Below are 23,348 nucleotides of genomic sequence, written 5' to 3'. Positions count from 1 at the left end.
CGGGTGCGCCGCAGGGCGGTCTGGTCGCCGCGACACCGCTCGTCTCACCCCGAAACCGTCGAAAAATATGACCAGAAGGACTCCGCCTCCAAGCCGCCCGCCCCCCGCCCCGTAATCTGTCCCCGTGGCAGAACCAGTGCGTATTCCGACCGCCCGAGGACCGAAGGTCGCGCTGTCCACCGCCTCCGTGTATCCGGAGTCCACGGCCACCGCCTTCGAGATCGCCGGGCGTCTCGGCTACGACGGGGTCGAGGTCATGGTGTGGACGGACCCGGTCAGTCAGGACGTCGACGCCCTGCGCAGGCTGTCCGACCACCATCAGGTGCCGATCCTCGCCATCCACGCGCCGTGCCTGCTCATCACGCAGCGGGTGTGGTCCACCGATCCCTGGACGAAGCTCCAGCGCGCGCGGGCGGCGGCCGAGAAGCTGGGGGCGTCGACCGTCGTCGTGCATCCGCCCTTCCGGTGGCAGCGGCAGTACGCGCGGGACTTCGTCAGCGGGATCTGGCGGATGGCGGACGAGACGGACGTCCGGTTCGCCGTCGAGAACATGTACCCCTGGCGCTACCGCGACCGCGAGATGCTCGCCTACGCGCCCGAGTGGGACGTCACCAAGGACGACTACCGGCACTTCACCGTCGACCTCTCCCACACCGCGACCGCCCGCACCGACGCCACCGCCATGATCGACCGCATGGGCGACCGGCTCGCGCACATCCACCTCGCCGACGGAAACGGTTCCGCGAAGGACGAGCACCTCGTCCCCGGGCGCGGTACGCAGCCCTGCGCCGAGTTGCTCGCCGGGTTGGCCCGTACGTCCTTCGACGGGCACATCGTCATCGAGGTCAACACCCGCCGCGCGATGTCCTCCGCCGAGCGTGAGGCCGACCTCGCCGAGGCGCTGGAGTTCACCCGCCTGCACCTGGCCAACACGGCGCGGCAGCGATGACCGGCCCCACCGGCCCCACGGAACCCCCCAAGCGCCGCCGCGGTCCCGGCCGGCCCCGGCAGGACGAGGTCGACGACGGCCCCGGCACCCAGGAGCGGATCCGGCTCGCCGCCCGCGAGGTGTTCGCCGAGCGCGGCTACGACAAGACCTCCGTGCGAGGCGTCGCCAAGGTCGCCGGCGTGGACCCGGCGCTGGTGCACCACTACTTCGGCACCAAGGACGACCTCTTCGCCGCCGCCGTCGAGGTGAGCATGGAGCCCGCCCTCGTGGTTCCGGCCATCCTCGGCGAGGGCCCCGACGGCATCGGCGAGCGGCTGGCCCGCTATTTCCTGGGCGTGTGGGAGAACCCCGTCACGCGCGCGCCCCTGCTCGCCGTGATCCGTTCCGCGCTCACGCACGAGGCCGCCGCGAAGGTGTTGCGGACGCTGGTCCTACGCCGCCTCCTGGAGCGGATCGCCGCCGACCTCGACGTCCCGAACCCGACCTTCCGGGCCGAGCTCGCCGCCTCGCACATGATCGGCATCGCGATGCTGCGCTACGTCGTCCAGGTGGAGCCGATGGCGTCCGCGGACCCGGAGGAGATCGTCGCCCTCGTCGCGCCCACCCTCCAGCGCTACCTGGCCGAGGCCTGACCCAGGCCGGCCGAGGCCCGACCGGTGCCTGACCGAGGAATGAGCCCCCCGTCCCGCCATCCGGACGAGGTGTCCGGATCGCGGGCGGTGGGCGTAGCCTCGTAACCGAGCCATATCCGCAGCGCGGCTGACCGTACAGCCGCACTCATGGGGAGTGAACGCATGCCCGAGCTGAGGTCCCGCACCGTCACCCACGGCCGCAACATGGCAGGCGCTCGTGCGCTGATGCGCGCGTCGGGCGTAGCGAGCGAGGACATCGGCAAGCCGATCATCGCGGTCGCCAACTCCTTCACCGAGTTCGTCCCCGGCCACACCCACCTCGCCCCCGTGGGCCGGATCGTCTCCGACGCCATCCGCGCCGCCGGCGCGATCCCGCGCGAGTTCAACACGATCGCCGTGGACGACGGCATCGCGATGGGCCACGCGGGCATGCTGTACTCCCTCCCCTCCCGCGACCTCATCGCGGACTCGGTCGAGTACATGGTCGAGGCCCACTGCGCCGACGCGCTGATCTGCATCTCCAACTGCGACAAGATCACCCCCGGCATGCTCATGGCCGCCATGCGCCTGAACATCCCGGTCGTCTTCGTCTCCGGCGGCCCGATGGAGGCCGGTCAGGCCACCCTCGTCGACGGCACGGTCCGCAAGCTCGACCTGATCGACGCCATGGTCGACGCCTCCAACGAGAACATCTCGGACGCGGACGTCCTGCGCATCGAGGAGAACGCCTGTCCGACCTGCGGCTCCTGTTCCGGCATGTTCACGGCCAACTCCATGAACTGCCTCGCCGAGGCCATCGGCCTGGCCCTCCCCGGCAACGGCTCGGTCCTCGCCACGCACACCGCCCGCCGCGCCCTCTACGAGAACGCCGGCCGCACCGTCGTGGAGATCACCAAGCGCTACTACGAGGACGGCGACGCCTCCGTCCTGCCGCGCAACATCGCCACCCGCGAGGCCTTCGAGAACGCCATGGCCCTCGACATCGCCATGGGCGGCTCCACCAACACGATCCTGCACCTCCTCGCCGCCGCGCAGGAGGCGGGCCTGGACTACGACCTCACCGACATCGACGCCGTCTCGCGCCGCGTCCCCTGTCTGGCCAAGGTCGCCCCGAACGTGGCCCCCGGCGGCACGTACTACATGGAGGACGTCCACCGCGCCGGCGGCATCCCCGCGATCCTCGGCGAGCTGCACCGCGGCGGCCTCCTCAACAAGGACGTCACCACCGTCCACTCCCAGGGCCTGGAGGACTGGCTCGCGACCTGGGACGCCCGCTCCGGCACCGCCTCCGAGGAAGCCATGGAGCTGTGGCACGCGGCCCCCGGCTGCAAGCGTTCCGCGACCGCCTTCTCCCAGTCCGAGCGCTGGGACACCCTCGACCTCGACGCCGAGGGCGGCTGCATCCGCTCCGTCCAGCACGCCTACTCCAAGGACGGCGGCCTCGCCGTGCTGCGCGGCAACATCGCCGTCGACGGCTGTGTCGTCAAGACGGCCGGTGTCGACGAGTCGATCTGGACCTTCGAGGGCCCGGCGGTCGTGTGCGAGTCGCAGGACGAGGCCGTCGAGAAGATCCTGACGAAGCAGATCAAGGCGGGCGACGTCGTCGTCATCCGCTACGAGGGCCCGCGCGGCGGCCCCGGCATGCAGGAGATGCTCTACCCGACGTCCTTCCTCAAGGGCCGCGGCCTCGGCAAGGTCTGCGCCCTGGTCACGGACGGCCGCTTCTCCGGCGGCACCTCGGGCCTGTCCATCGGCCACGCCTCCCCGGAAGCGGCCTCGGGCGGCAACATGGCCGTGGTCGAGGACGGCGACCGCATCCGCATCGACATCCCGAACCGTTCGATCGAGCTGCTCGTCGACGACGCCACCCTGGCCGCCCGCCACGCCGCGCTGAACGGCGTCTACGCGCCGAAGGACCGCGAGCGCAAGGTCTCCGCGGCCCTGCGCGCCTACGCGGCGATGGCGACCAGCGCCGACAAGGGCGCGGTCCGCGACGTCAGCCTCCTGGGCTGACCACCCGATCAACCGCCAGGACCCCGCCGGGCCGTTTCGCCTTTCACCACCCGGCGGGGTTCCGCGCGTCCACGGCGAACACCGTCCCGTCGGGCGCGGAGGCGTAGACCCGCCCGTCGGAGACGACGGGGGCGGGGAGGGTGGCACTGACGGTGCCCTGCGCGGCCATGCGCGGCTTGGTCTGCCCGACGAGCCGCCCGGCGGCGGCGTCGACGGCCAGCAGCCGGCCGTCCCCCGTCACCAGGCAGACCTGCCCGTGGGAGACGACGGGCCCCGATCCGGTCGCCGCCCCGGTCTCCGACCGCCAGAGTTCCTTCTCCGCGCCGACCGCCACGAGCGCGCCACTGCTGCCGAAGGCGTAGACGGTCCCGTCCGAGCCCACCGTCGCCTCCGCGTCGAACAGCGGCGCGGGCAGCTGCACCCGGCGGACCGCCCGGCTCGCCACGTCCACCCGCACGATGCCGCCGACCTTGGCGCCCGAGTCGCCGTCCAGCAGGTGCACCGCACCGTGCGCCACGCCGACCGGCCGGAGCTTGCCCGTGGCCCGGGTCTGCCAGCGCACCGTGCCCGTCGCCGGATCGACTTCCGCGAGCTGCGTCGACCCGCCGTCCAGGGCCGCGGTCGCCACGTAGAGCACGGGCGCGCCCGATGCTCCGGCGCCGCCCCACCACACGGAGCCGGCGTCCCCGATCCTCTGCGTCCAGCGCTGGGAGCCGCTCGCACCGTCGAAGGCGGTGACGCTCCCGGCCCCGGTCACGGTGAGCACGTACGGGCCCGCGCTCACCACGCGCGTGCCGCCGGGCAGCTTCCGCTGCCAGCGTTCCGCGCCCGTGCCGGGGTCCAGCGCCTGGAGCCGTTCGCTGCCGGGCGCCACCACCAGGACCAGACCGGCCGAGTGGAGCGGGGCGCTGCCGGCCGTCACGCCCTGGCCCGGGGAGTTCGCGCCGACCGTCCACGCCGTCGAGCCGTCGGCGGGGTCGAGGCGGGCGGCGGCCAGGCCCCGCCCCGAGCAGTACAGGCCGCCGGGCCCCGCCGAGCAGGACACGGGGGGTGCGCCCGGTGAGGCCGACCAGGGCGAGAAGCCCTTGCCCGGCGTCCCCGAGGCATGGGCGACGGGCTGCTTCGGCGCCGCGTCGGGCGCCCACCGCAGGTACCCGCCGACCGCCCCGGCCGTGAGCAGCACCGCGAGCCCGGCCACCAGCAGCGCCTTCCCGCGCCGGCGGCCCGTAGGCGGCCGGTCGGGAGCCGACCGGTCCGAAGCCGGCGAGCCCGTAGCCGGCCGGTCCGAAGGCCGCTGCCCCGGAGGCGGCCGGTCGGTCGCGTCCGTCGCGATCCGCTCCCGCCGGTGGGTGAGCGGCTCCTCGGCCACGGGCGTGCGCGGCTGCGGTATGAACGTCTGGGTGTCCTCGCCGGTCCGGTACGCCACGGCGCGCATCTCCGCGATCAGCGCCTCGGCGGTGGGCCGCTCGGCCGGGTCCTTCGCCAGGCAGCGTGCCACGATCGGCACGAGCCGGGCCGGGAGCCCCGTCAGGTCCGGCTCGCTGTGCACGACCTGGTACGCCACCAGGTAGTGGCTGTCGGAGTCGAAGGGCCCGCGCCCCGTCGCCGCGTGCACCAGCACCGCGCCCAACGCGAACACGTCCGCCGCCGTCCCCACGTCGCGGGGGCTCTGGAACTGCTCCGGCGCCATGAACGGCGGCGTCCCGATCAGCTTGCCCGTCTCGGTCCGCAGGTCGCTGTCGGCCGGCCGCGAGATGCCGAAGTCGATGACGCGCACCCCGTCGTCGGCCATCAGCACGTTGCTCGGCTTCAGGTCCCGGTGCACCACCCCGGCCCGGTGGATGTCCCGCAGCGCCTCCGCCAGCCCCGCCGCGAGCCGGGTCAGCTCGTCGGGGTCGAGCACGCGTTCCCGTACCCGCTCGGACAGCGTCGGGGCGTCGATGAACAGGGTGGCCATCCAGGGCCGCTCGGCATCCGGATCGGCATCGACGACGGGAGCGGTGAACGCGCCGCTCACCCTCCGCGCGGCCGCGACCTCCTGCCGGAACCGCGCCCGGAACTCCGGGTCCACCGCGTGCTGCGCGTGCACGACCTTGACGGCGAGTTTCAGCCCCGAGCTGGAGGCGGCCAGGTGGACGACGCCCATGCCGCCGGAACCGAGCACGGATTCGAGCCGGTACTGCCCGGCGTACTCCGGAAACCCGGCGTAGTCCGCGCGCCGCGACTGCACCGCTCACCACCCCCGACGGAGCCTAGTCGATGGCCCATGCGAACATCCAAGGGCTTGCTACCCTGCGCGCGTTGCGCAGAGCAACACCCATGGGGGGAGATTACGCATGTCCGTTGAGAACGATTCCAGCCAAGAGCAGAGCCTCGCCGCCACCGACGCGGGCTTCCAGTCGTACCCGACCGCGCCCGGTTACCGGGTCAACATCCGCAGCGGTCCCGGCACCAACTACCCGATCATCGACGCCGTGCCGGTCGGCGGGTACGTCACGATCCGCTGCCAGTGCCCCGGCACGACGGTCTCGGGCCCGTACGGCACGACGGACCTGTGGGACTGCATCGGCAACGGCCGCTTCGTCTCCGACGCCTACGTGAAGACGGGCGCCGACGGCTACGTCGCCGGCCGCTGCGGCTGACCGCCGCCCCCGCCCGTCACCGTTCTGCCACGTGAGACGCCCCCGGCCGGCGCGGCCCGCCGGGGGATAATCGCCGCTGTGAGCGACGACGACCAGCGAGACCAGAACCAGGGCACGAGCCAGAACCAGAGCCAGAGCGGTTCCGAGGTCACCCCCGGCCCCCGCCCCGAGCCGATCCGGTTCTTCGGCACCACCTGGGTGCACCACGACAGCGGCTACGCCGCCCGCCGCGTCGCCGTCGCGGTCGGCTCGCTGCTCGGCGCCGTGGCCTCCGCGTACCTGCTGCGCTTCGCCTACGAGGGCCTGGAGATCGGCAACGTCGGCCCGTTCCTCAGCATCTCCGTCGTCGTCCTCTTCGCGATCGCCAGCTCCATCGCCTTCGCCAAGACCTGGGACTCCTTCGGCCGCCGTCCCGCGCCGTCCTCCGACGAGGCCGCCCTCAAGGGGCTCAAAACGATCGGTTTCATCGGCTCCCTCATCGCGTACTTCCTGCGCTGTTTCGTCGAGGCCCCCGGCGAGAAGCTCCGCCGCACCGAGTACGAGCGCGCCGTGGCCGAATTCGACCGTCGCCGCAGCGCCCGTACCGGCAACCCGGCCGCCCGCCGCCCGAAGCGCAAGAAGTAGCCCGCGCACAACCCCGCCGCACCCGGCCGATTGACGCCCCGGCACCGCCAGGAGCATTATTCATCACATGATGAATAATTCATCCGCCGTCCACGCCCACGACCTCACCGTCCGCCGCGGCACCGGCCGCACCCCCCGCACCGTCATCGACGGCATCGCCTTCGACGTCCCCTGCGGCCGCATCACCGGCCTCCTCGGCCCCTCCGGCTGCGGCAAATCCACCCTCATGCGCGCCATAGTCGGCACCCAGGCCCACGTCACCGGCACCCTCGACGTCCTCGGCCACCCCGCCGGCCACCCCACCCTGCGCTCCCGCATCGGCTACGTCACCCAGGCCCCCTCCGTCTACGACGACCTCACCGTCCGACAGAACCTCGACTACTTCGCCGCCGTCCTCGACCCCGGCCGCGCCGCCGCCGACCGCCGCGCCGACACCGTCACCCGCGCCCTCACCGACGTCGACCTCGCCCCCCACGCCGACGCCCTCGCCGGCAACCTCTCCGGCGGCCAACGCAGCCGCGTCTCCCTCGCCGTCGCCCTCCTCGGCGCCCCCGAACTCCTCGTCCTCGACGAACCCACCGTCGGCCTCGACCCCGTCCTGCGCCGCGACCTGTGGAACCTCTTCCACGCCCTCACCACCGACCGCGGCGCCACGATCCTCGTCTCCTCCCACGTCATGGACGAGGCCGAGCGCTGCCACGACCTCCTCCTCATGCGCGAGGGCCGCATCCTCGCCCAGGACACCCCCGACGCCCTGCGCACCCGCACCCACGCCGCCACCGTCGAAGAAGGCTTCCTGCGCCTCGTCGACGAGGCCAACGCCACCGCCCGCGCCAAGGAGACCCAGCGATGAGCCCGACCACCACGGCCATGAGCGGCGCCCGCACCCTCGCCACCGCCGCCCGCGTCCTGCGCCAGCTCCGCCACGACCCGCGCTCCGTCGCCCTGATGCTGCTGGTCCCCGTCCTGATGCTCACCCTGCTGCGCTACGTCTTCGACGGCGACGGACGCACCTTCGACAGCATCGGCGCCTCCCTCCTCGGCATCTTCCCCCTCATCACGATGTTCCTCGTGACCTCGATCGCCACCCTGCGCGAACGCACCTCCGGCACCCTCGAACGCCTCCTCGCCATGCCCCTCGCCAAGGGCGACCTCATCGCCGGCTACGCCCTCGCCTTCGGCGCCGTCGCCGTCGTCCAGTCCCTCCTCGCCACCGGCCTCGCCCTCGGGCTCCTCGGCCTCGACGTCATCGGCTCCCCCTGGCTGCTCCTGCTCGTCGCCCTTCTCGACGCCCTCCTCGGCACCGCGCTCGGGCTCTTCGTCTCCGCCTTCGCCGCGTCCGAGTTCCAGGCCGTCCAGTTCATGCCGGCCGTGATCTTCCCGCAGCTCCTCCTGTGCGGCCTGTTCGCGCCGCGCGACACCATGCAGCCCGTCCTCGAAGGCCTCTCGAACGTCCTGCCCATGTCCTACGCCGTCGACGGCATGACCCAGGTCCTCACCCACACCGACATGACCGCCGACTTCATCCGCGACGCCGCCGTCGTGGCCGCCTGCGCCCTGCTCGTCCTCGCCCTCGGCGCCGCCACCCTCCGCCGCCGCACCCCCTGACCGCACTGCGGACGGCCCCCCGCCGATCCCTGAACGGGTGCGAGGATGGCGGCGTACACCCCCAGAGGTTCCGTAGTTCCGTTCGGCGAGGTGAATCGGGCATGACCCAGACAGTCGCAGTCCTCGGTACCGGCAAGATCGGCGAGGCCCTGCTCAGCGGGATGATCCGCGGCGGTTGGCCCGCCTCGAAGCTCCTCGTCACCGCCCGCCGCTCCGAACGCGCCGAGGAACTGCGTACGCGCTACGGCGTCGAGGCCGTCAGCAACGCCGAAGCCGCCAAGCGGGCCGACACCCTCATCCTCACCGTCAAGCCGCAGGACATGGGCAAGCTCCTCGAAGAGCTCGCCCCGCACGTCCCCGCCGACCGCCTCGTCATCAGCGGCGCCGCCGGCATCCCGACCTCCTTCTTCGAGGAACGCCTCGCCCCCGGCACCCCCGTCGTCCGCGTCATGACGAACACCCCCGCCCTCGTCGACGAGGCCATGTCCGTCATCTCCGCCGGCAGCCACGCCACCGCCGCCCACCTCGCCCACACCGAGGAGATCTTCGGCGGCGTCGGCAAGACCCTGCGCGTCCCCGAATCCCAGCAGGACGCCGCCACCGCCCTCTCCGGCTCGGGCCCCGCCTACTTCTACTTCCTCGTCGAGGCCATGACCGACGCCGGCATCCTCCTCGGCCTGCCCCGCGCCCAGGCCCACGACCTCATCGTCCAGGCCGCCATCGGCGCCGCCGTGATGCTCCGCGACAGCGGCGAGCACCCCGTCAAACTCCGCGAGGCCGTCACCTCCCCGGCCGGTACGACGATCAACGCCATCGTCGAGCTGGAGAAGCACGGCGTACGCGCCGCCCTCATCGCCGCCCTCGAAGCCGCCCGCGACCGCAGCCGCGAACTCGCCTCCGGCAACAGCTGACCGGTACGGGCCCCCGCTAGAGCGGGGGCCCACCGCGTTCAGGCCATCGCGTTCAGGGCTCCGCCTTCACGGCTCCAGCAGCCCGATCGCCCGGTACGCGGCGTCCACCACCGGCCGCGCCACCTCCCGGGCCCGCCCGGCCCCCTCCCGCAACACCCTCTCCACCGTCCCGGGATCCGCCGCCAACTCCGCGTGCCGCTCCCGCACCGGCCGCAGCAACTCCACCACCGCCTCGGCGACGTCCCGCTTCAGCGCCCCGTACCCGCTGTACCCGTCGGCGAGCGCCGCCGGCTCCGCGCCCGTACAGGCGCCGAGGATGTCGAGCAGGTTCGCCACACCCGGCCGCGCGTCCCGGTCGTAGACGACCCCGCCGTCCCCGCTGTCGGTCACGGCCCGCATCACCTTCTTCCGGATGACCCCGGGCTCGTCGAGCATGAACACCACCCCGGGCCCCGCGTCCCCCGACTTCCCCATCTTCGACGTCGGCTCCTGGAGGTCCATGACCCGCGCCGCCACGACCGGCAGCGTCGCCTTCGGCACGGCGAACGTGTGCCCGTAGCGCTGGTTGAACCGCACCGCCAGATCCCGCGTGAGCTCGACGTGCTGGCGCTGGTCCTCGCCCACCGGCACCTCGTCCGTCCGGTACGCCAGGATGTCGGCGGCCATCAGCACCGGATAGGTCAGCAACGACAGCCGTACGCCGTCCCCGGAGGCCCGCGCGGCGGCGGCCTTCTCCCGGTACTGGATCATCCGCCGCACCTCCCCGTCGGTGGCGGTGCACTCCAGCAGGTACGCCAGCCGCGCGTGCTCGTCCACGTGGCTCTGCACGAACAACGTGCACCTACGGGGATCCAGCCCGGCGGCGAGCAACAGCGTCGCCGCCTGCCGACTGAGCCGGCGCACCCGCGCCGGATCGTGCTCGACGGTCAGCGCGTGCAGGTCCACGACGCAGAACAGCGCGTCGGCCGGCTCCTGGTCGGCGGCGACCCACTGCCGTACGGCCCCCAGGTAGTTCCCCAGTGTCAGGTGCCCGGTCGGCTTGACCCCGCTGAAGATCCTCGTCATGTCCTCTGTCTCCCTCTTCGTGGTGCGTGTCGTGCCGCCGCGACGGGCGACCGAGCCACTCCCGGGAAGAGAGAAAACAAAAACGGCCGCCGAGGCGGCGGCCGTGAGCGCATGCGTGCTCGCGTGTGGTTCGGCCGCCGTCAGGCGGCCCACCAGCGAAGGCTGAGCGTGAGCGCATGCGTAGTCATGGGAACGAGCGTAGCCCGAGACGCGTGAGGCCGGCACGGGCCTTTCGGCCCCGGTCAGCCGGGGGTTGACACATGTGTGCCCGATCCGTAAGGTTCTTCGAGTTGTCCGACGTGAGCGCCGACCCCCGGTCGGTCCCCGGACAGCCATCCCGCACTACACATTCGAACGAACGACGGACTCTGTCGTTCCGTTTTCATGCGTATTTGCGAATGAGGAATCCGCGTTCCAGGACGCGGCCCCCGATTGGCTTCGGGGGCAAGGAATCCGCTACTGTCTCACTCGCCGGAAGGGCCCAACAGCCCGGAAAGCAAAACCCGCTGACCGGGAGTCAGGCCCGAAAGAGTCTGATAGAGTGGGAACCGCCGGAAAGGGAAAGCGTGAAAGCGCAGAACCTCGAAAGCGCCGAGGAAATCGGACACGAAAGAGTCTGATAGAGTCGGAAACGCAAGAACACAGAACGAAAGCCCGGAGGAAAACCCGCGAGGGTGAGTACAAAGGAAGCGTCCGTTCCTTGAGAACTCAACAGCGTGCCAAAAATCAACGCCAGAAGTTGATACCCCGTCCACTCCGGTGGATGAGGTTCCTTTGAAAAAGACCTGTGAGGTCGCCTTCGGGTGATGCTTGCAGGCAACCAAACACAGCGAGGACGCAGTGGTCAGTCGGTCTTATTCCGACCATGACTGGCCCGCTCAACGTGTGTGTGCACCGGATTACCGGTAAACATTCATGGAGAGTTTGATCCTGGCTCAGGACGAACGCTGGCGGCGTGCTTAACACATGCAAGTCGAACGATGAAGCCCTTCGGGGTGGATTAGTGGCGAACGGGTGAGTAACACGTGGGCAATCTGCCCTTCACTCTGGGACAAGCCCTGGAAACGGGGTCTAATACCGGATACGACTGCGGGAGGCATCTCCTGTGGTGGAAAGCTCCGGCGGTGAAGGATGAGCCCGCGGCCTATCAGCTTGTTGGTGGGGTAATGGCCTACCAAGGCGACGACGGGTAGCCGGCCTGAGAGGGCGACCGGCCACACTGGGACTGAGACACGGCCCAGACTCCTACGGGAGGCAGCAGTGGGGAATATTGCACAATGGGCGAAAGCCTGATGCAGCGACGCCGCGTGAGGGATGACGGCCTTCGGGTTGTAAACCTCTTTCAGCAGGGAAGAAGCGAAAGTGACGGTACCTGCAGAAGAAGCGCCGGCTAACTACGTGCCAGCAGCCGCGGTAATACGTAGGGCGCAAGCGTTGTCCGGAATTATTGGGCGTAAAGAGCTCGTAGGCGGCTTGTCACGTCGGATGTGAAAGCCCGAGGCTTAACCTCGGGTCTGCATTCGATACGGGCTAGCTAGAGTGTGGTAGGGAGATCGGAATTCCTGGTGTAGCGGTGAAATGCGCAGATATCAGGAGGAACACCGGTGGCGAAGGCGGATCTCTGGGCCATTACTGACGCTGAGGAGCGAAAGCGTGGGGAGCGAACAGGATTAGATACCCTGGTAGTCCACGCCGTAAACGTTGGGAACTAGGTGTTGGCGACATTCCACGTCGTCGGTGCCGCAGCTAACGCATTAAGTTCCCGCCTGGGGAGTACGGCCGCAAGGCTAAAACTCAAAGGAATTGACGGGGGCCCGCACAAGCGGCGGAGCATGTGGCTTAATTCGACGCAACGCGAAGAACCTTACCAAGGCTTGACATATACCGGAAAGCATTAGAGATAGTGCCCCCCTTGTGGTCGGTATACAGGTGGTGCATGGCTGTCGTCAGCTCGTGTCGTGAGATGTTGGGTTAAGTCCCGCAACGAGCGCAACCCTTGTCCTGTGTTGCCAGCATGCCCTTCGGGGTGATGGGGACTCACAGGAGACCGCCGGGGTCAACTCGGAGGAAGGTGGGGACGACGTCAAGTCATCATGCCCCTTATGTCTTGGGCTGCACACGTGCTACAATGGCCGGTACAATGAGCTGCGATACCGTGAGGTGGAGCGAATCTCAAAAAGCCGGTCTCAGTTCGGATTGGGGTCTGCAACTCGACCCCATGAAGTCGGAGTCGCTAGTAATCGCAGATCAGCATTGCTGCGGTGAATACGTTCCCGGGCCTTGTACACACCGCCCGTCACGTCACGAAAGTCGGTAACACCCGAAGCCGGTGGCCCAACCCGTAAGGGAGGGAGCTGTCGAAGGTGGGACTGGCGATTGGGACGAAGTCGTAACAAGGTAGCCGTACCGGAAGGTGCGGCTGGATCACCTCCTTTCTAAGGAGCACAGTACCGATTGCAGACAAACGTTCTGCACGGTCAGCTCATGGGTGGAACGTTGATTATTTGGCACCGAACATCTGATGGTTCTCGAGTACTGCTTCGGCGTGGAAAGAGAAGACGGAGGATGTCCGGTGCCTGGCACGTTGTTGGGTGTCTGAGGGTACGGCCGTAAGGTCTTATCTTCGCGATGCCGGCCCCGGTGAAGCGCTGCTTTGGCAGTGTGTGACGGGTGGCTGGTCGTTGCTTGAGAACTACACAGTGGACGCGAGCATCTGTGGCCAAGTTTTTAAGGGCGCACGGTGGATGCCTTGGCACCAGGAACCGATGAAGGACGTGAGAGGCCGCGATAGGCCCCGGGGAGCTGCCAACTGAGCTTTGATCCGGGGGTGTCCGAATGGGGAAACCCGGCAGTCGTCATGGGCTGTCACCCATGCCTGAACACATAGGGCATGTGGAGGGAACGAGGGGAAGTGAAACATCTCAGTACCCTCAGGAAGAGAAAACAACCGTGATTCCGGGAGTAGTGGCGAGCGAAACCGGATGAGGCCAAACCGTATGTGTGTGAGACCCGGCAGGGGTTGCGCATGCGGGGTTGTGGGAATGAGCTTTCACGGTCTGCCGGCCGTGAGGCGAGTCAGAAACCGTTGATGTAGTCGAAGGACATGCGAAAGGTCCGGCGTAGAGGGTAAGACCCCCGTAGACGAAACATCAGCGGCTTGCTTGCTCATCTCCCAAGTAGCACGGGGCCCGAGAAATCCCGTGTGAATCTGGCGGGACCACCCGCTAAGCCTAAATATTCCCTGGTGACCGATAGCGGATAGTACCGTGAGGGAATGGTGAAAAGTACCGCGGGAGCGGAGTGAAATAGTACCTGAAACCGTGTGCCTACAAGCCGTGGGAGCGTCGCTCATTGGGTTTACCCAATGGGTCGTGACTGCGTGCCTTTTGAAGAATGAGCCTGCGAGTTAGCGGTGTGTAGCGAGGTTAACCCGTGTGGGGAAGCCGTAGCGAAAGCGAGTCCGAACAGGGCGATTGAGTTGCACGCTCTAGACCCGAAGCGGAGTGATCTAGCCATGGGCAGGTTGAAGCGGAGGTAAGACTTCGTGGAGGACCGAACCCACCAGGGTTGAAAACCTGGGGGATGACCTGTGGTTAGGGGTGAAAGGCCAATCAAACTCCGTGATAGCTGGTTCTCCCCGAAATGCATTTAGGTGCAGCGTCGTGTGTTTCTTGCCGGAGGTAGAGCACTGGATAGGCGATGGGCCCTACCGGGTTACTGACCTTAGCCAAACTCCGAATGCCGGTAAGTGAGAGCACGGCAGTGAGACTGTGGGGGATAAGCTCCATGGTCGAGAGGGAAACAGCCCAGAGCATCGACTAAGGCCCCTAAGCGTACGCTAAGTGGGAAAGGATGTGGAGTCGCAGAGACAACCAGGAGGTTGGCTTAGAAGCAGCCACCCTTGAAAGAGTGCGTAATAGCTCACTGGTCAAGTGATTCCGCGCCGACAATGTAGCGGGGCTCAAGCGTACCGCCGAAGTCGTGTCATTGCAGCAATTAAGCCCCAACGGGTGTTGTGATGGGTAGGGGAGCGTCGTGTGCCGGGTGAAGCAGCAGCGGAAGCTAGTTGTGGACGGTTCACGAGTGAGAATGCAGGCATGAGTAGCGATACACACGTGAGAAACGTGTGCGCCGATTGACTAAGGGTTCCTGGGTCAAGCTGATCTGCCCAGGGTAAGTCGGGACCTAAGGCGAGGCCGACAGGCGTAGTCGATGGACAACCGGTTGATATTCCGGTACCCGCTTTGAAACGCCCAATATCGAATCCTCTGATGCTAAGGCCGTGAAGCCGTTCCGGACCCTTCGGGGAATGGAAAGTGGTGGAGCCGCCGGCCCAAGGTGGTAGTAGGTAAGCGATGGGGTGACGCAGGAAGGTAGTCCAACCCGGGCGGTGGTTGTCCCGGGGTAAGGGTGTAGGCCGAGGGGTAGGCAAATCCGTCCCTCATACAAGGCTGAGACCTGATGCCGAGCCGATTGTGGTGAAGTGGATGATCCTATGCTGTCGAGAAAAGCCTCTAGCGAGTTTCATGGCGGCCCGTACCCTAAACCGACTCAGGTGGTCAGGTAGAGAATACCGAGGCGTTCGGGTGAACTATGGTTAGGAACTCGGCAAAATGCCCCGTAACTTCGGGAGAAGGGGGGCCATCACTGGTGATAGCACTTGCTGCTTGAGCTGGGGGTGGCCGCAGAGACCAGCGAGAAGCGACTGTTTACTAAAAACACAGGTCCGTGCGAAGCCGTAAGGCGATGTATACGGACTGACGCCTGCCCGGTGCTGGAACGTTAAGGGGACCGGTTAGTGACCTTTCGGGGTTGCGAAGCTGAGAACTTAAGCGCCAGTAAACGGCGGTGGTAACTATAACCATCCTAAGGTAGCGAAATTCCTTGTCGGGTAAGTTCCGACCTGCACGAATGGCGTAACGACTTCTCGACTGTCTCAACCATAGGCCCGGTGAAATTGCACTACGAGTAAAGATGCTCGTTTCGCGCAGCAGGACGGAAAGACCCGGGACCTTTACTACAGTTTGATATTGGTGTTCGGTTCGGCTTGTGTAGGATAGGTGGGAGACTTTGAAGCCGTGACGCCAGTCATGGTGGAGTCGCCGTTGAAATACCACTCTGGTCGTGCTGGATGTCTAACCTCGGTCCGTGATCCGGATCAGGGACAGTGTCTGATGGGTAGTTTAACTGGGGCGGTTGCCTCCCAAAGGGTAACGGAGGCGCCCAAAGGTTCCCTCAGCCTGGTTGGCAATCAGGTGTTGAGTGTAAGTGCACAAGGGAGCTTGACTGTGAGACCGACGGGTCGAGCAGGGACGAAAGTCGGGACTAGTGATCCGGCGGTGGCTTGTGGAAGCGCCGTCGCTCAACGGATAAAAGGTACCCCGGGGATAACAGGCTGATCTTCCCAAGAGTCCATATCGACGGGATGGTTTGGCACCTCGATGTCGGCTCGTCGCATCCTGGGGCTGGAGTCGGTCCCAAGGGTTGGGCTGTTCGCCCATTAAAGCGGTACGCGAGCTGGGTTTAGAACGTCGTGAGACAGTTCGGTCCCTATCCGCTGTGCGCGTAGGAATATTGAGAAGGGCTGTCCCTAGTACGAGAGGACCGGGACGGACGAACCTCTGGTGTGCCAGTTGTCCTGCCAAGGGCATGGCTGGTTGGCTACGTTCGGGAGGGATAACCGCTGAAAGCATCTAAGCGGGAAGCCTGCTTCAAGATGAGTATTCCCACCTCCTTGAGAGGGTAAGGCTCCCAGTAGACGACTGGGTTGATAGGCCAGATGTGGAAGCCCGGTAACGGGTGGAGCTGACTGGTACTAATAGGCCGAGGGCTTGTCCTCAGTTGCTCGCGTCCACTGTGTTAGTTCTGAAGTAACGACCGTGATATTGCCCGGTTGGTTAACTTCATAGTGTTTCGGTGGTCATAGCGTTAGGGAAACGCCCGGTTACATTCCGAACCCGGAAGCTAAGCCTTTCAGCGCCGATGGTACTGCAGGGGGGACCCTGTGGGAGAGTAGGACGCCGCCGAACAATCATTGTGGGAAAGCCCCGCACCTTCTGGTGCGGGGCTTTTCTGCGTTTACGGGCGGGTAGGCCGGTCGGTCGACCGTCGCAGGTTCCACCGTTTACCCGTACGAGCTTGCCGTGTACCCGAGCTGACGGCTCGTAGCCTGGACTGATGGGCTATGAGCTGGTCATCTTCGACAACGACGGCGTCCTCGTGGACAGCGAGCCGCTCGCGAACTCCATCCTCGCCGCGTACCTGACGGAGCTGGGGTTCCCCACGACGGAGGAGGAGTCCCTGCGCGACTACATGGGCGCCTCCGCGCACCGGGTGCGCGATCTGGTCTACGAACGGACCGGGCAGAGGTTGCCCGAGGAGTTCGACCACACGCTCCAGGAGCGGGTGTCGGCCGCGTTTGAGCGGGACGCGCGGGCGGTGCCGGGGGTGACCGAGGTGCTCGGGGAGCTGTCCGCGCTCGGTGTGCCGTACTGCCTGGTCTCCTCCGGGAGTCATGCGCGGATCCGGGCCGGCCAGATGGGGGCCGGGCTCGACGAGTGGTTCGAGGAGGAGTGGATCTTCAGCGCCGACGATGTGGGCCGGGGGAAGCCGGCGCCCGATCTGTACCTGCACGCCGCCGACATGATGGGCGTCGCGCCGGCGCGGTGCGTGGTGATCGAGGCCAACCCTCTCGGGGTGCAGGCCGCGCGGGCGGCCGGGATGGACGTCTTCGGATTCACCTCGATGGTCCCCGCCGAGGGACTCGCCGGAGCCACCGCCTGCTTCGGGGAGATGAAGGAGCTGTTCCCGCTCCTCGGATTGGGCGCGTGATCGCTCTACCCACCGGTAGGGCCGGAGCCTACGCTGTGCCGCCATGACGGATGATGTGCGGCTGCGGCGCGGGCGTAGCGCTCTGGGGTTCAGCTTCTTCGCGCAGGGAGTCGCCTTCGCGTTGCTCGTGACCCGGATTCCGGCCATCCAGGACCGGTACGGGATATCCGACGGGCTGCTGCCCGTCTTCCTCGCCGCCGTGCCGATCCTCGCCGGGGTCTCCAGCGTCGCCACCGAGCACCTGGTGAAGCGGGTCGCGCCCAGTGTGGTGCTGCGGTGGGCACAGCCCGTGGTGCTGCTGGCGCTGCTCGGGGTGGGTGCCGGGAGCCGGCTGTGGCACGTGGCGGTGGCGCTCGGGGTGTTCGGGCTCGCGGTGGGGGCGTTGGACGCCTCGATGAACATGCTCGGGGTGAGCCTCCAGCGGGCGTACGGGCGCAGCATCATGTTGGGCTTCCACGCCTCGTACAGTCTCGGCGGGATTTTGGGCGCGTCGGCGGCGTGGGTCGGGGCGCATTGGCATCTGGCGCTGGTCACGGGGTACCTGCCGGCGGTGGCGGTGGTGCTGCCGCTCGCGTTGCTGGGGAGTCGGTACTACGTGGACGGGCGCGCGGACGCGGACGTCCGGCAGGCCGGGAAGGGGCTGGGGGCCGGCGGGGGGAAGTTGCTGCTGCCGCTGTGCCTGGTGATGGCGTGCGCGTACATCGGGGACTCTACGGTCGCGAACTGGAGTGCCAAGTACCTCCAGGACGTGCTGGGGAGTTCGGAGCAGCTCGCGACGGTCCCCTACAACGTGTACATGGTGACCACGCTGATCGGTCGGTCGGTGGGTGACCTGGGGGTGCGTCGGTTCGGGGCGGTGGCCATGGTGCGGGCGGGCTCGGTGGTGGCGGCCGGCGGGTTCGCGGTGGTGGCGGCCGCGCCGGGGGCGTGGACGGGGATGCTGGGGTTCACGTTGCTGGGCATCGGGTTGTGCGTGATCGTGCCGCAGACCTTCGCCGCCGCCGGGCGGCTCTTCCCCGGGGCCTCGGACACGGCGGTCGCCCGGCTGAACATCTTCAACTATGTGGGTTTCCTGATCGGTTCGCCGCTGGTGGGCGGGATCGGGGACGCCTGGAGCTACCGGGGCGCGATGCTCGTGCCGATGGTCCTGGTGCTGGTCACGCTGGTATCGGCCCGCTCGTTCGGCGTGGACGGTGCCCGATACGGTGTGCGGCATGAGCGGCCGCGGGTTGTTGATGTGGGACGAGGCGGTAACGAGGTATGACTTCGGACCGAGCCATCCGATGGACCCGGTGCGCCTGGCGCTGACCATGGGCCTGGTACGCGCCTTCGGGCTGGACCGGGAGATGGAGGTACGGGCGGCGCCGGCCGCCGGGGACTCCACGCTGAGGCTGGTGCACCGCGAGGACTACGTGGACGCCGTGCGCGAGGTGTCGGCGGATCCCGGGGTGGCGGACGGCTCGTACGGGCTCGGGACGATCGACGATCCGGCGTTCCACGGGATGCACGAGGCCTCGGCGTTGATCGCGGGGCAGTCGGTGGCGGCGGCGGAGGCGATCTGGCGGGGGGAGGGCGGCGGGCACGCGGTGAACTTCGCGGGCGGGCTGCATCACGCGATGCCGGGCGGTGCGGCCGGGTTCTGCGTGTACAACGACGCGGCGCTGGCGATCGCGCGGCTGCTGGAGTTGGGCGCGGAGCGGGTCGCTTACGTGGACGTGGACGTCCATCACGGGGACGGGGTGCAGACGGCGTTCTGGGACGACCCCCGGGTGCTGACGATCTCGATGCACGAGCATCCGCGGACGCTGTTCCCGCAGACCGGGTGGCCGGAGGAGACCGGTGGGCAGGCGGCGGAGGGCAGCGCCGTCAACCTGGCGCTGCCGGCGGGTACCGGTGACGCGGGGTGGCTGCGGGCGTTCCACGCGGTGGTGCCGGAGCTGCTGGAGGACTTCCGGCCACAGGTGCTGGTGACCCAGCACGGGGCCGACACGCATTTCGAGGATCCACTGGCGCACCTGGCTGTGTCGCTGGACGCGCAGCGGACCGTCCAGGAGTCGTGTCACAGGCTGGCGCACTCGTACGCGGACGGGCGGTGGCTGGCGCTCGGCGGTGGGGGGTACGCGGTGGTGGACGTCGTGCCGCGGTCGTGGACGCACCTGGTGGGGATCGCCGCGCACCGGCCGGTGGATCCGGCGGCGGAGATCCCGCGCGCGTGGCGGGACGAGGTGTACGCGCGGACGCGGCAGCTCGCGCCGGCGCGGATGACGGACGGGCGGACGGTGGAGTGGCGGGAGTGGGAGGCGGGCTACGATCCGGCCGACCGGACGGACCAGGCGGTGCTGGCGACCCGCCGGGCGGTGTTCCCGCTGCGGGGGATGCTGACGTAGGGGACGGCGGTGGAGCCGTATCGTTACGCCAACTGTGGGGCTCCCGCGTGGAATTGATGATCCGACAGGTGTGGTGCGGCAGCATCGGAGGGTGTTGAGCACCGGCGCGCTGCGTGCGCATCTGCTGGCCGCCCGCCTGGCCGGGTCCGTGGCGACGACGCGGGAGGAGAGCCTGCGCCGTTACCGTCTGTTCGCGGCGCGGGATCCTCGGGTGCTGCTCGGGTTGGATCCGGTGCGGGTGTGGGACGAGGGTGCTCTGTTGGGGCTGATGGCGGCCAAGTGCGGGGTGTCGGGTGATCCCGCGCACGTCAGCGGGCCCGACGTGATCGATCCGGAGCGGACGGTGGCGGCTCTGGAGGCCTTCGCGGAGCGATTGGCGGCGGCCGTTCGGGTGGGGGCGCCGGTGTTGTTCGGTACGGGTCACCCCCATCGGCTGTTGGGTTTCTACGCCGCTTTGGCCCGTGCGGTATCGGCGGCGGGATGTGTTGTCCTCACTCCGGCGCGGGGGGTCCTTGTCGACATGGCGACCCGGTTCGGCGTACGCCCGCACCGCATCGATTACGTACGAGGGGTCGCACTGGTGCGGGAGCCCGGCGCGCGGGGGCCGGGGAGTGTCACCGGCGTACACACTCATTCGCCGCTGCCGGTTCGGGTCGCGCTCGGGGCGTCGGCGGATGCCGGCGGGCCGTTGCCGGAATTGGTGGTCGGGGATCACGGGTGGGTCTGCGGCGCAGGTCAGCTCGGTATCGAGGCGATCGGGCTGGCGGATGTGGATGATCCCGCGCTGTTCGTCGGGGAGGCCGAGGGGCGGGTGGCGGTGGCGGTTCCGGTTGATGACGGCGTGGCGCCGGCGGCGTACGGGCCGCTCACCCGGTTCGTGCTGGGGCGCGCGAACCTGCCGATGCGTCAGGAGTGGCCGTAGCTCCTCTTCCCCACTCGTATCACGCGCCCCTACTCTGGGGAGTGAGCGTGCGACGACGAGGAGTAACCGGAGGGGAAGCCGGTGCCCGTCATGCGCGGAAGGTCAAGGTGTGTCATGGCTGCTGGCGAGAGGCCTCTCAGTGAGGTTCAGTTCCTGACCGTGGCGGAGGTTGCCTCGGTGATGCGAGTGTCGAAGATGACCGTGTACCGCCTGGTGCACAACGGTCATCTGCCCGCAATCCGGGTGGGCCGGTCCTTCCGGGTCCCCGAGAACGCGGTTCACGAGTACCTCCGGGAGTCGTTCGTGGGGGTGGAGTCGGCCTGAGAGTGAGGCTCAGGACAACCTGCGGAGGCCCTCGGATTACAAGCTCAGACTCTGGGCGGGTAGGCTAGGCCGACGTAGGTCGTGTGGGCCCAGACGCCCCGCACCGATCCCCGCTGGCGCGGGGATGTTCCGAGAAGTGAGCGAGGGTAGTCGTGGGCTCTGTTATCAAGAAGCGGCGTAAGCGGATGGCCAAGAAGAAGCACCGCAAGCTGCTCAAGCGCACCCGCGTTCAGCGCCGCAACAAGAAGTAAGCGGTAGCTGTACGTGTTATCCGCAGCCCCTCCACCATCCTTGGTGGAGGGGCTGCGGTGCAGCCGGGGTACTTCTTCGAGGGAGGCGCTGAGCTCGTGGGGAAGGTCGTGCTCGTCACCGGGGCGGCGAGACAGCTGGGCGGCCGCTTCGTGCGCCGCGTCCAGCGGGACCCGGACGTGGAGAGGGTCATCGCGGTCGACGCGGTGAGTCCGCCGCACCGGCTCGGCTCGGCCGAGTTCGTGCGTACGGACATCAGGCAGTCGGCGATCGCCCGCGTCCTCGCGGAACACGCCGTGGACACGGTGGTCCATTTGGCGGTCACCGGAGGCAGTGCGGGGGCTCCCGGTGCGCGCAGCACCGTCAAGGAGACCAACGTCATCGGGACGATGCAGCTCCTCGGGGCCTGCCAGAAGTCCCCGACCGTACGACGGCTCGTCGTGAAGTCCAGCACCAGCGTGTACGGGGGCACGGCGCGGGATCCGGCCGTCTTCACCGAGACCACGCAGCCGAAGTCGCTGCCGTCGGCCGGCTTCGCGAAGGACGCCGCCGAGGTCGAGGGCTACGTACGGGGCTTCGCGCGCAGGCGGCCCGACGTCGCGGTGTGCGTGCTGCGCTTCGCGAACATCCTGGGGCCCTTCGCGGATTCGGCGCTCGCCGACTACTTCTCGATGCCGGTGATGCCGACGGTGCTCGGCTACGACCCGAGGCTCCAGTTCGTCCACGAGGACGACGTGGTGGACGTGCTGCGGCTGGCGGCCGGTGAGGCCAAACGGGGGACGCTGAACAGCGGCACCTTCAACATCGCGGGTGACGGCGTGCTGCTGCTGTCGCAGTGCTCGCGGCGGTTGGGCCGGCCGACGGTGCCGCTGCCGCTGCCCGCGGTGACGTGGGTGGGGCAGGCGCTGCGGGCGGTGGGGGCGACGGACTTCTCGCCGGAGCAGATCCGACTGTTGACGCACGGGCGGGTCGTGGAGACCACGCAGATGCGCGACGTCCTGGGGTTCGAGCCGATGTACACGACCGCCGAGACCTTCGCCGACTTCGCGCGGAGCCGGGGGAACGGGCTGTTGCCGCCGGAGCGGGCGGAGCGGGCCGTGGAACGGGTGGCGGGGTTGCTGAAGGTGAACGAGGGAGTGGAGCGATAGTGGCGGACGCCAAGGTCATCCCGTTCGACGAGGACCGGCCGCGCCGCCGGGGCGCCGCCCGTACGGTGCGTGCCGTGCCGCCGCCGGCGCCGACGCCCGAGAGTCGGCCCGAGACGGCTTCCGAGCCCGGCGGGGGCCAGGCGGAGGGCGGCGGGTGGGACCGGCGGATCGCGGGCGGGCTGGCGTTCCTGCGGCGGCGGGTCACCGGCGAGTACGAGGTCGACGACTTCGGCTACGACAAGGAGCTGACGGACCAGGTCCTGATGTCCCTGATGCGGCCGCTGTTCGACAAGTACTTCCGGGTCGAGGTCAAGGGCATCGAGAACATCCCCAAGGAGGGTGGCGCCCTGATCGTGGCGAACCACTCGGGGACGCTCCCGCTGGACGGGCTGATGCTCCAGGTGGCCGTACACGACCACCACCCGGCGGAGCGTCACCTGCGGCTGCTGGCGGCGGATCTGGTGTTCATGCTGCCGGTGGTCAACGAACTCGCGCGGAAGGCCGGCCACACGCTGGCGTGCGCGGAGGACGCGCAGCGGCTGCTGGAGGCCGGCGAGCTCGTCGGGGTGATGCCGGAGGGCTTCAAGGGGATAGGGAAGCCGTTCGGAGAGCGGTACAAGCTCCAGCGCTTCGGCCGGGGCGGGTTCGTGTCGACGGCGCTGCGCGCGGGAACCCCGATCGTGCCGTGCTCGATCGTGGGCGCGGAGGAGATCTACCCGATGATCGGCAACGCGAAGACGCTGGCCCGGCTGCTGGGGGTGCCGTATTTCCCGTTGACGCCCACGTTCCCGTGGCTGGGGCCGCTCGGGGCGGTGCCGCTGCCGACGAAGTGGACGATCCAGTTCGGCGAGCCGATCCCGACGGACGGGTACGCGGCGGAGGCCGCGGAGGACCCGATGCTGATGTTCAACCTCACGGACCAGGTCCGCGAGCAGATCCAGCACACGCTCTACAAGTTGCTGGTGCAGCGGCGGTCCGTGTTCTTCTGACCGTGTTCTTCTGGCCGTGTTCCTCTGCCGTGTTCTTTTGAATCTGGGCACGAT

Annotated in this window: 18 protein-coding genes and 3 rRNA genes; 19 read left to right on the top strand and 2 right to left on the bottom strand. The window is 68.2% G+C overall.

Annotated features, from left to right (window positions below):
- The first annotated feature begins 124 nt into the window (after positions 1 to 124).
- From M4D82_RS14925 to ilvD, 3 genes are all read left to right on the top strand, one after another.
- Positions 125 to 949 (top strand): sugar phosphate isomerase/epimerase family protein, encoded by an 825-nt coding sequence (locus M4D82_RS14925; RefSeq protein WP_249766518.1) that lies wholly within the window; start codon positions 125 to 127, stop codon positions 947 to 949.
- Entirely contained in the window at positions 946 to 1,581 is a 636-nt protein-coding gene (locus M4D82_RS14920) for a TetR/AcrR family transcriptional regulator (RefSeq protein ID WP_249766517.1), read from the top strand. Before M4D82_RS14925 ends, M4D82_RS14920 begins: the two co-directional genes overlap by 4 nt.
- Before the next feature lie 162 nt (positions 1,582 to 1,743).
- Complete coding sequence (gene ilvD / locus M4D82_RS14915) at positions 1,744 to 3,594, top strand: dihydroxy-acid dehydratase (protein WP_249766516.1); 1,851 nt, start codon at positions 1,744 to 1,746, stop codon at positions 3,592 to 3,594.
- Positions 3,595 to 3,637: 43 nt separating this feature from the next.
- Here the strand turns inward: ilvD and M4D82_RS14910 are convergent, their stop codons facing one another.
- Positions 3,638 to 5,824, bottom strand: coding sequence for a serine/threonine-protein kinase (locus tag M4D82_RS14910; protein ID WP_249766515.1), 2,187 nt, complete (start codon positions 5,822 to 5,824; stop codon positions 3,638 to 3,640).
- Between the two features lie 106 nt (positions 5,825 to 5,930).
- On the opposite strand from M4D82_RS14910, the gene M4D82_RS14905 reads away from it, so the two are divergent.
- The 5 genes from M4D82_RS14905 to proC all read left to right on the top strand — a co-directional run bounded on the left by M4D82_RS14905 (position 5,931) and on the right by proC (position 9,379).
- Positions 5,931 to 6,236: a peptidase gene (locus M4D82_RS14905; RefSeq protein ID WP_249766514.1), complete on the top strand. Its 306-nt coding sequence runs from the start codon at positions 5,931 to 5,933 to the stop codon at positions 6,234 to 6,236.
- Between the two features lie 78 nt (positions 6,237 to 6,314).
- Complete coding sequence (locus tag M4D82_RS14900) at positions 6,315 to 6,860, top strand: hypothetical protein (protein WP_502988931.1); 546 nt, start codon at positions 6,315 to 6,317, stop codon at positions 6,858 to 6,860.
- A 67-nt stretch (positions 6,861 to 6,927) separates the two neighbouring features.
- The gene (locus tag M4D82_RS14895) at positions 6,928 to 7,713 is read left to right on the top strand and encodes an ABC transporter ATP-binding protein (RefSeq protein ID WP_249766513.1); all 786 of its coding nucleotides are present in this window, start codon (positions 6,928 to 6,930) and stop codon (positions 7,711 to 7,713) included.
- 17 nt (positions 7,714 to 7,730) lie between these two features.
- Positions 7,731 to 8,468 (top strand): ABC transporter permease, encoded by a 738-nt coding sequence (locus M4D82_RS14890; protein WP_502989068.1) that lies wholly within the window; start codon positions 7,731 to 7,733, stop codon positions 8,466 to 8,468.
- A 101-nt stretch (positions 8,469 to 8,569) separates the two neighbouring features.
- Positions 8,570 to 9,379 (top strand): pyrroline-5-carboxylate reductase, encoded by an 810-nt coding sequence (gene proC, locus M4D82_RS14885; RefSeq protein ID WP_249766511.1) that lies wholly within the window; start codon positions 8,570 to 8,572, stop codon positions 9,377 to 9,379.
- Between the two features lie 66 nt (positions 9,380 to 9,445).
- Here the strand turns inward: proC and trpS are convergent, their stop codons facing one another.
- Positions 9,446 to 10,444: a tryptophan--tRNA ligase gene (trpS, locus tag M4D82_RS14880; protein ID WP_249766510.1), complete on the bottom strand. Its 999-nt coding sequence runs from the start codon at positions 10,442 to 10,444 to the stop codon at positions 9,446 to 9,448.
- Positions 10,445 to 11,356: 912 nt separating this feature from the next.
- Between trpS and M4D82_RS14875 the strand changes: the two genes are divergently transcribed.
- From M4D82_RS14875 to M4D82_RS14825, 11 genes are all read left to right on the top strand, one after another.
- Positions 11,357 to 12,879 (top strand): 16S ribosomal RNA (locus M4D82_RS14875).
- Between the two features lie 282 nt (positions 12,880 to 13,161).
- Positions 13,162 to 16,283 (top strand): 23S ribosomal RNA (locus tag M4D82_RS14870).
- 73 nt (positions 16,284 to 16,356) lie between these two features.
- Positions 16,357 to 16,473, top strand: a 5S ribosomal RNA gene (gene rrf / locus M4D82_RS14865).
- Together the 16S, 23S and 5S rRNA genes form the textbook arrangement of a ribosomal RNA operon.
- Before the next feature lie 148 nt (positions 16,474 to 16,621).
- The gene (locus M4D82_RS14860) at positions 16,622 to 17,275 is read left to right on the top strand and encodes an HAD family hydrolase (RefSeq protein ID WP_249766509.1); all 654 of its coding nucleotides are present in this window, start codon (positions 16,622 to 16,624) and stop codon (positions 17,273 to 17,275) included.
- 43 nt (positions 17,276 to 17,318) lie between these two features.
- On the top strand, positions 17,319 to 18,539 hold the full coding sequence (locus M4D82_RS14855; protein ID WP_249766508.1) for an MFS transporter: 1,221 nt from the start codon (positions 17,319 to 17,321) through the stop codon (positions 18,537 to 18,539).
- A complete protein-coding gene (locus M4D82_RS14850) occupies positions 18,490 to 19,662 on the top strand; it encodes an acetoin utilization protein AcuC (RefSeq protein ID WP_249766507.1) in 1,173 nt (390 codons plus the stop codon). Before M4D82_RS14855 ends, M4D82_RS14850 begins: the two co-directional genes overlap by 50 nt.
- Positions 19,663 to 19,753: 91 nt before the next feature.
- Positions 19,754 to 20,584: a phosphatase gene (locus M4D82_RS14845; protein ID WP_249766506.1), complete on the top strand. Its 831-nt coding sequence runs from the start codon at positions 19,754 to 19,756 to the stop codon at positions 20,582 to 20,584.
- Between the two features lie 114 nt (positions 20,585 to 20,698).
- Positions 20,699 to 20,908, top strand: coding sequence for a helix-turn-helix domain-containing protein (locus M4D82_RS14840; protein WP_162688852.1), 210 nt, complete (start codon positions 20,699 to 20,701; stop codon positions 20,906 to 20,908).
- A 152-nt stretch (positions 20,909 to 21,060) separates the two neighbouring features.
- On the top strand, positions 21,061 to 21,159 hold the full coding sequence (locus M4D82_RS14835; RefSeq protein ID WP_003948845.1) for a 30S ribosomal protein bS22: 99 nt from the start codon (positions 21,061 to 21,063) through the stop codon (positions 21,157 to 21,159).
- A 96-nt stretch (positions 21,160 to 21,255) separates the two neighbouring features.
- On the top strand, positions 21,256 to 22,305 hold the full coding sequence (locus M4D82_RS14830) for an NAD-dependent epimerase/dehydratase family protein (RefSeq protein ID WP_249766505.1): 1,050 nt from the start codon (positions 21,256 to 21,258) through the stop codon (positions 22,303 to 22,305).
- Complete coding sequence (locus M4D82_RS14825; RefSeq protein WP_249766504.1) at positions 22,305 to 23,294, top strand: lysophospholipid acyltransferase family protein; 990 nt, start codon at positions 22,305 to 22,307, stop codon at positions 23,292 to 23,294. Before M4D82_RS14830 ends, M4D82_RS14825 begins: the two co-directional genes overlap by 1 nt.
- Positions 23,295 to 23,348: the final 54 nt, after the last annotated feature.

This window comes from Streptomyces sp. RerS4, assembly GCF_023515955.1.
In the GTDB taxonomy this organism is placed as follows: domain Bacteria; phylum Actinomycetota; class Actinomycetes; order Streptomycetales; family Streptomycetaceae; genus Streptomyces.
The sequence above is the reverse complement of the archived record's forward strand: the minus strand, read 5'-3'. Positions and strand labels throughout refer to the sequence as shown.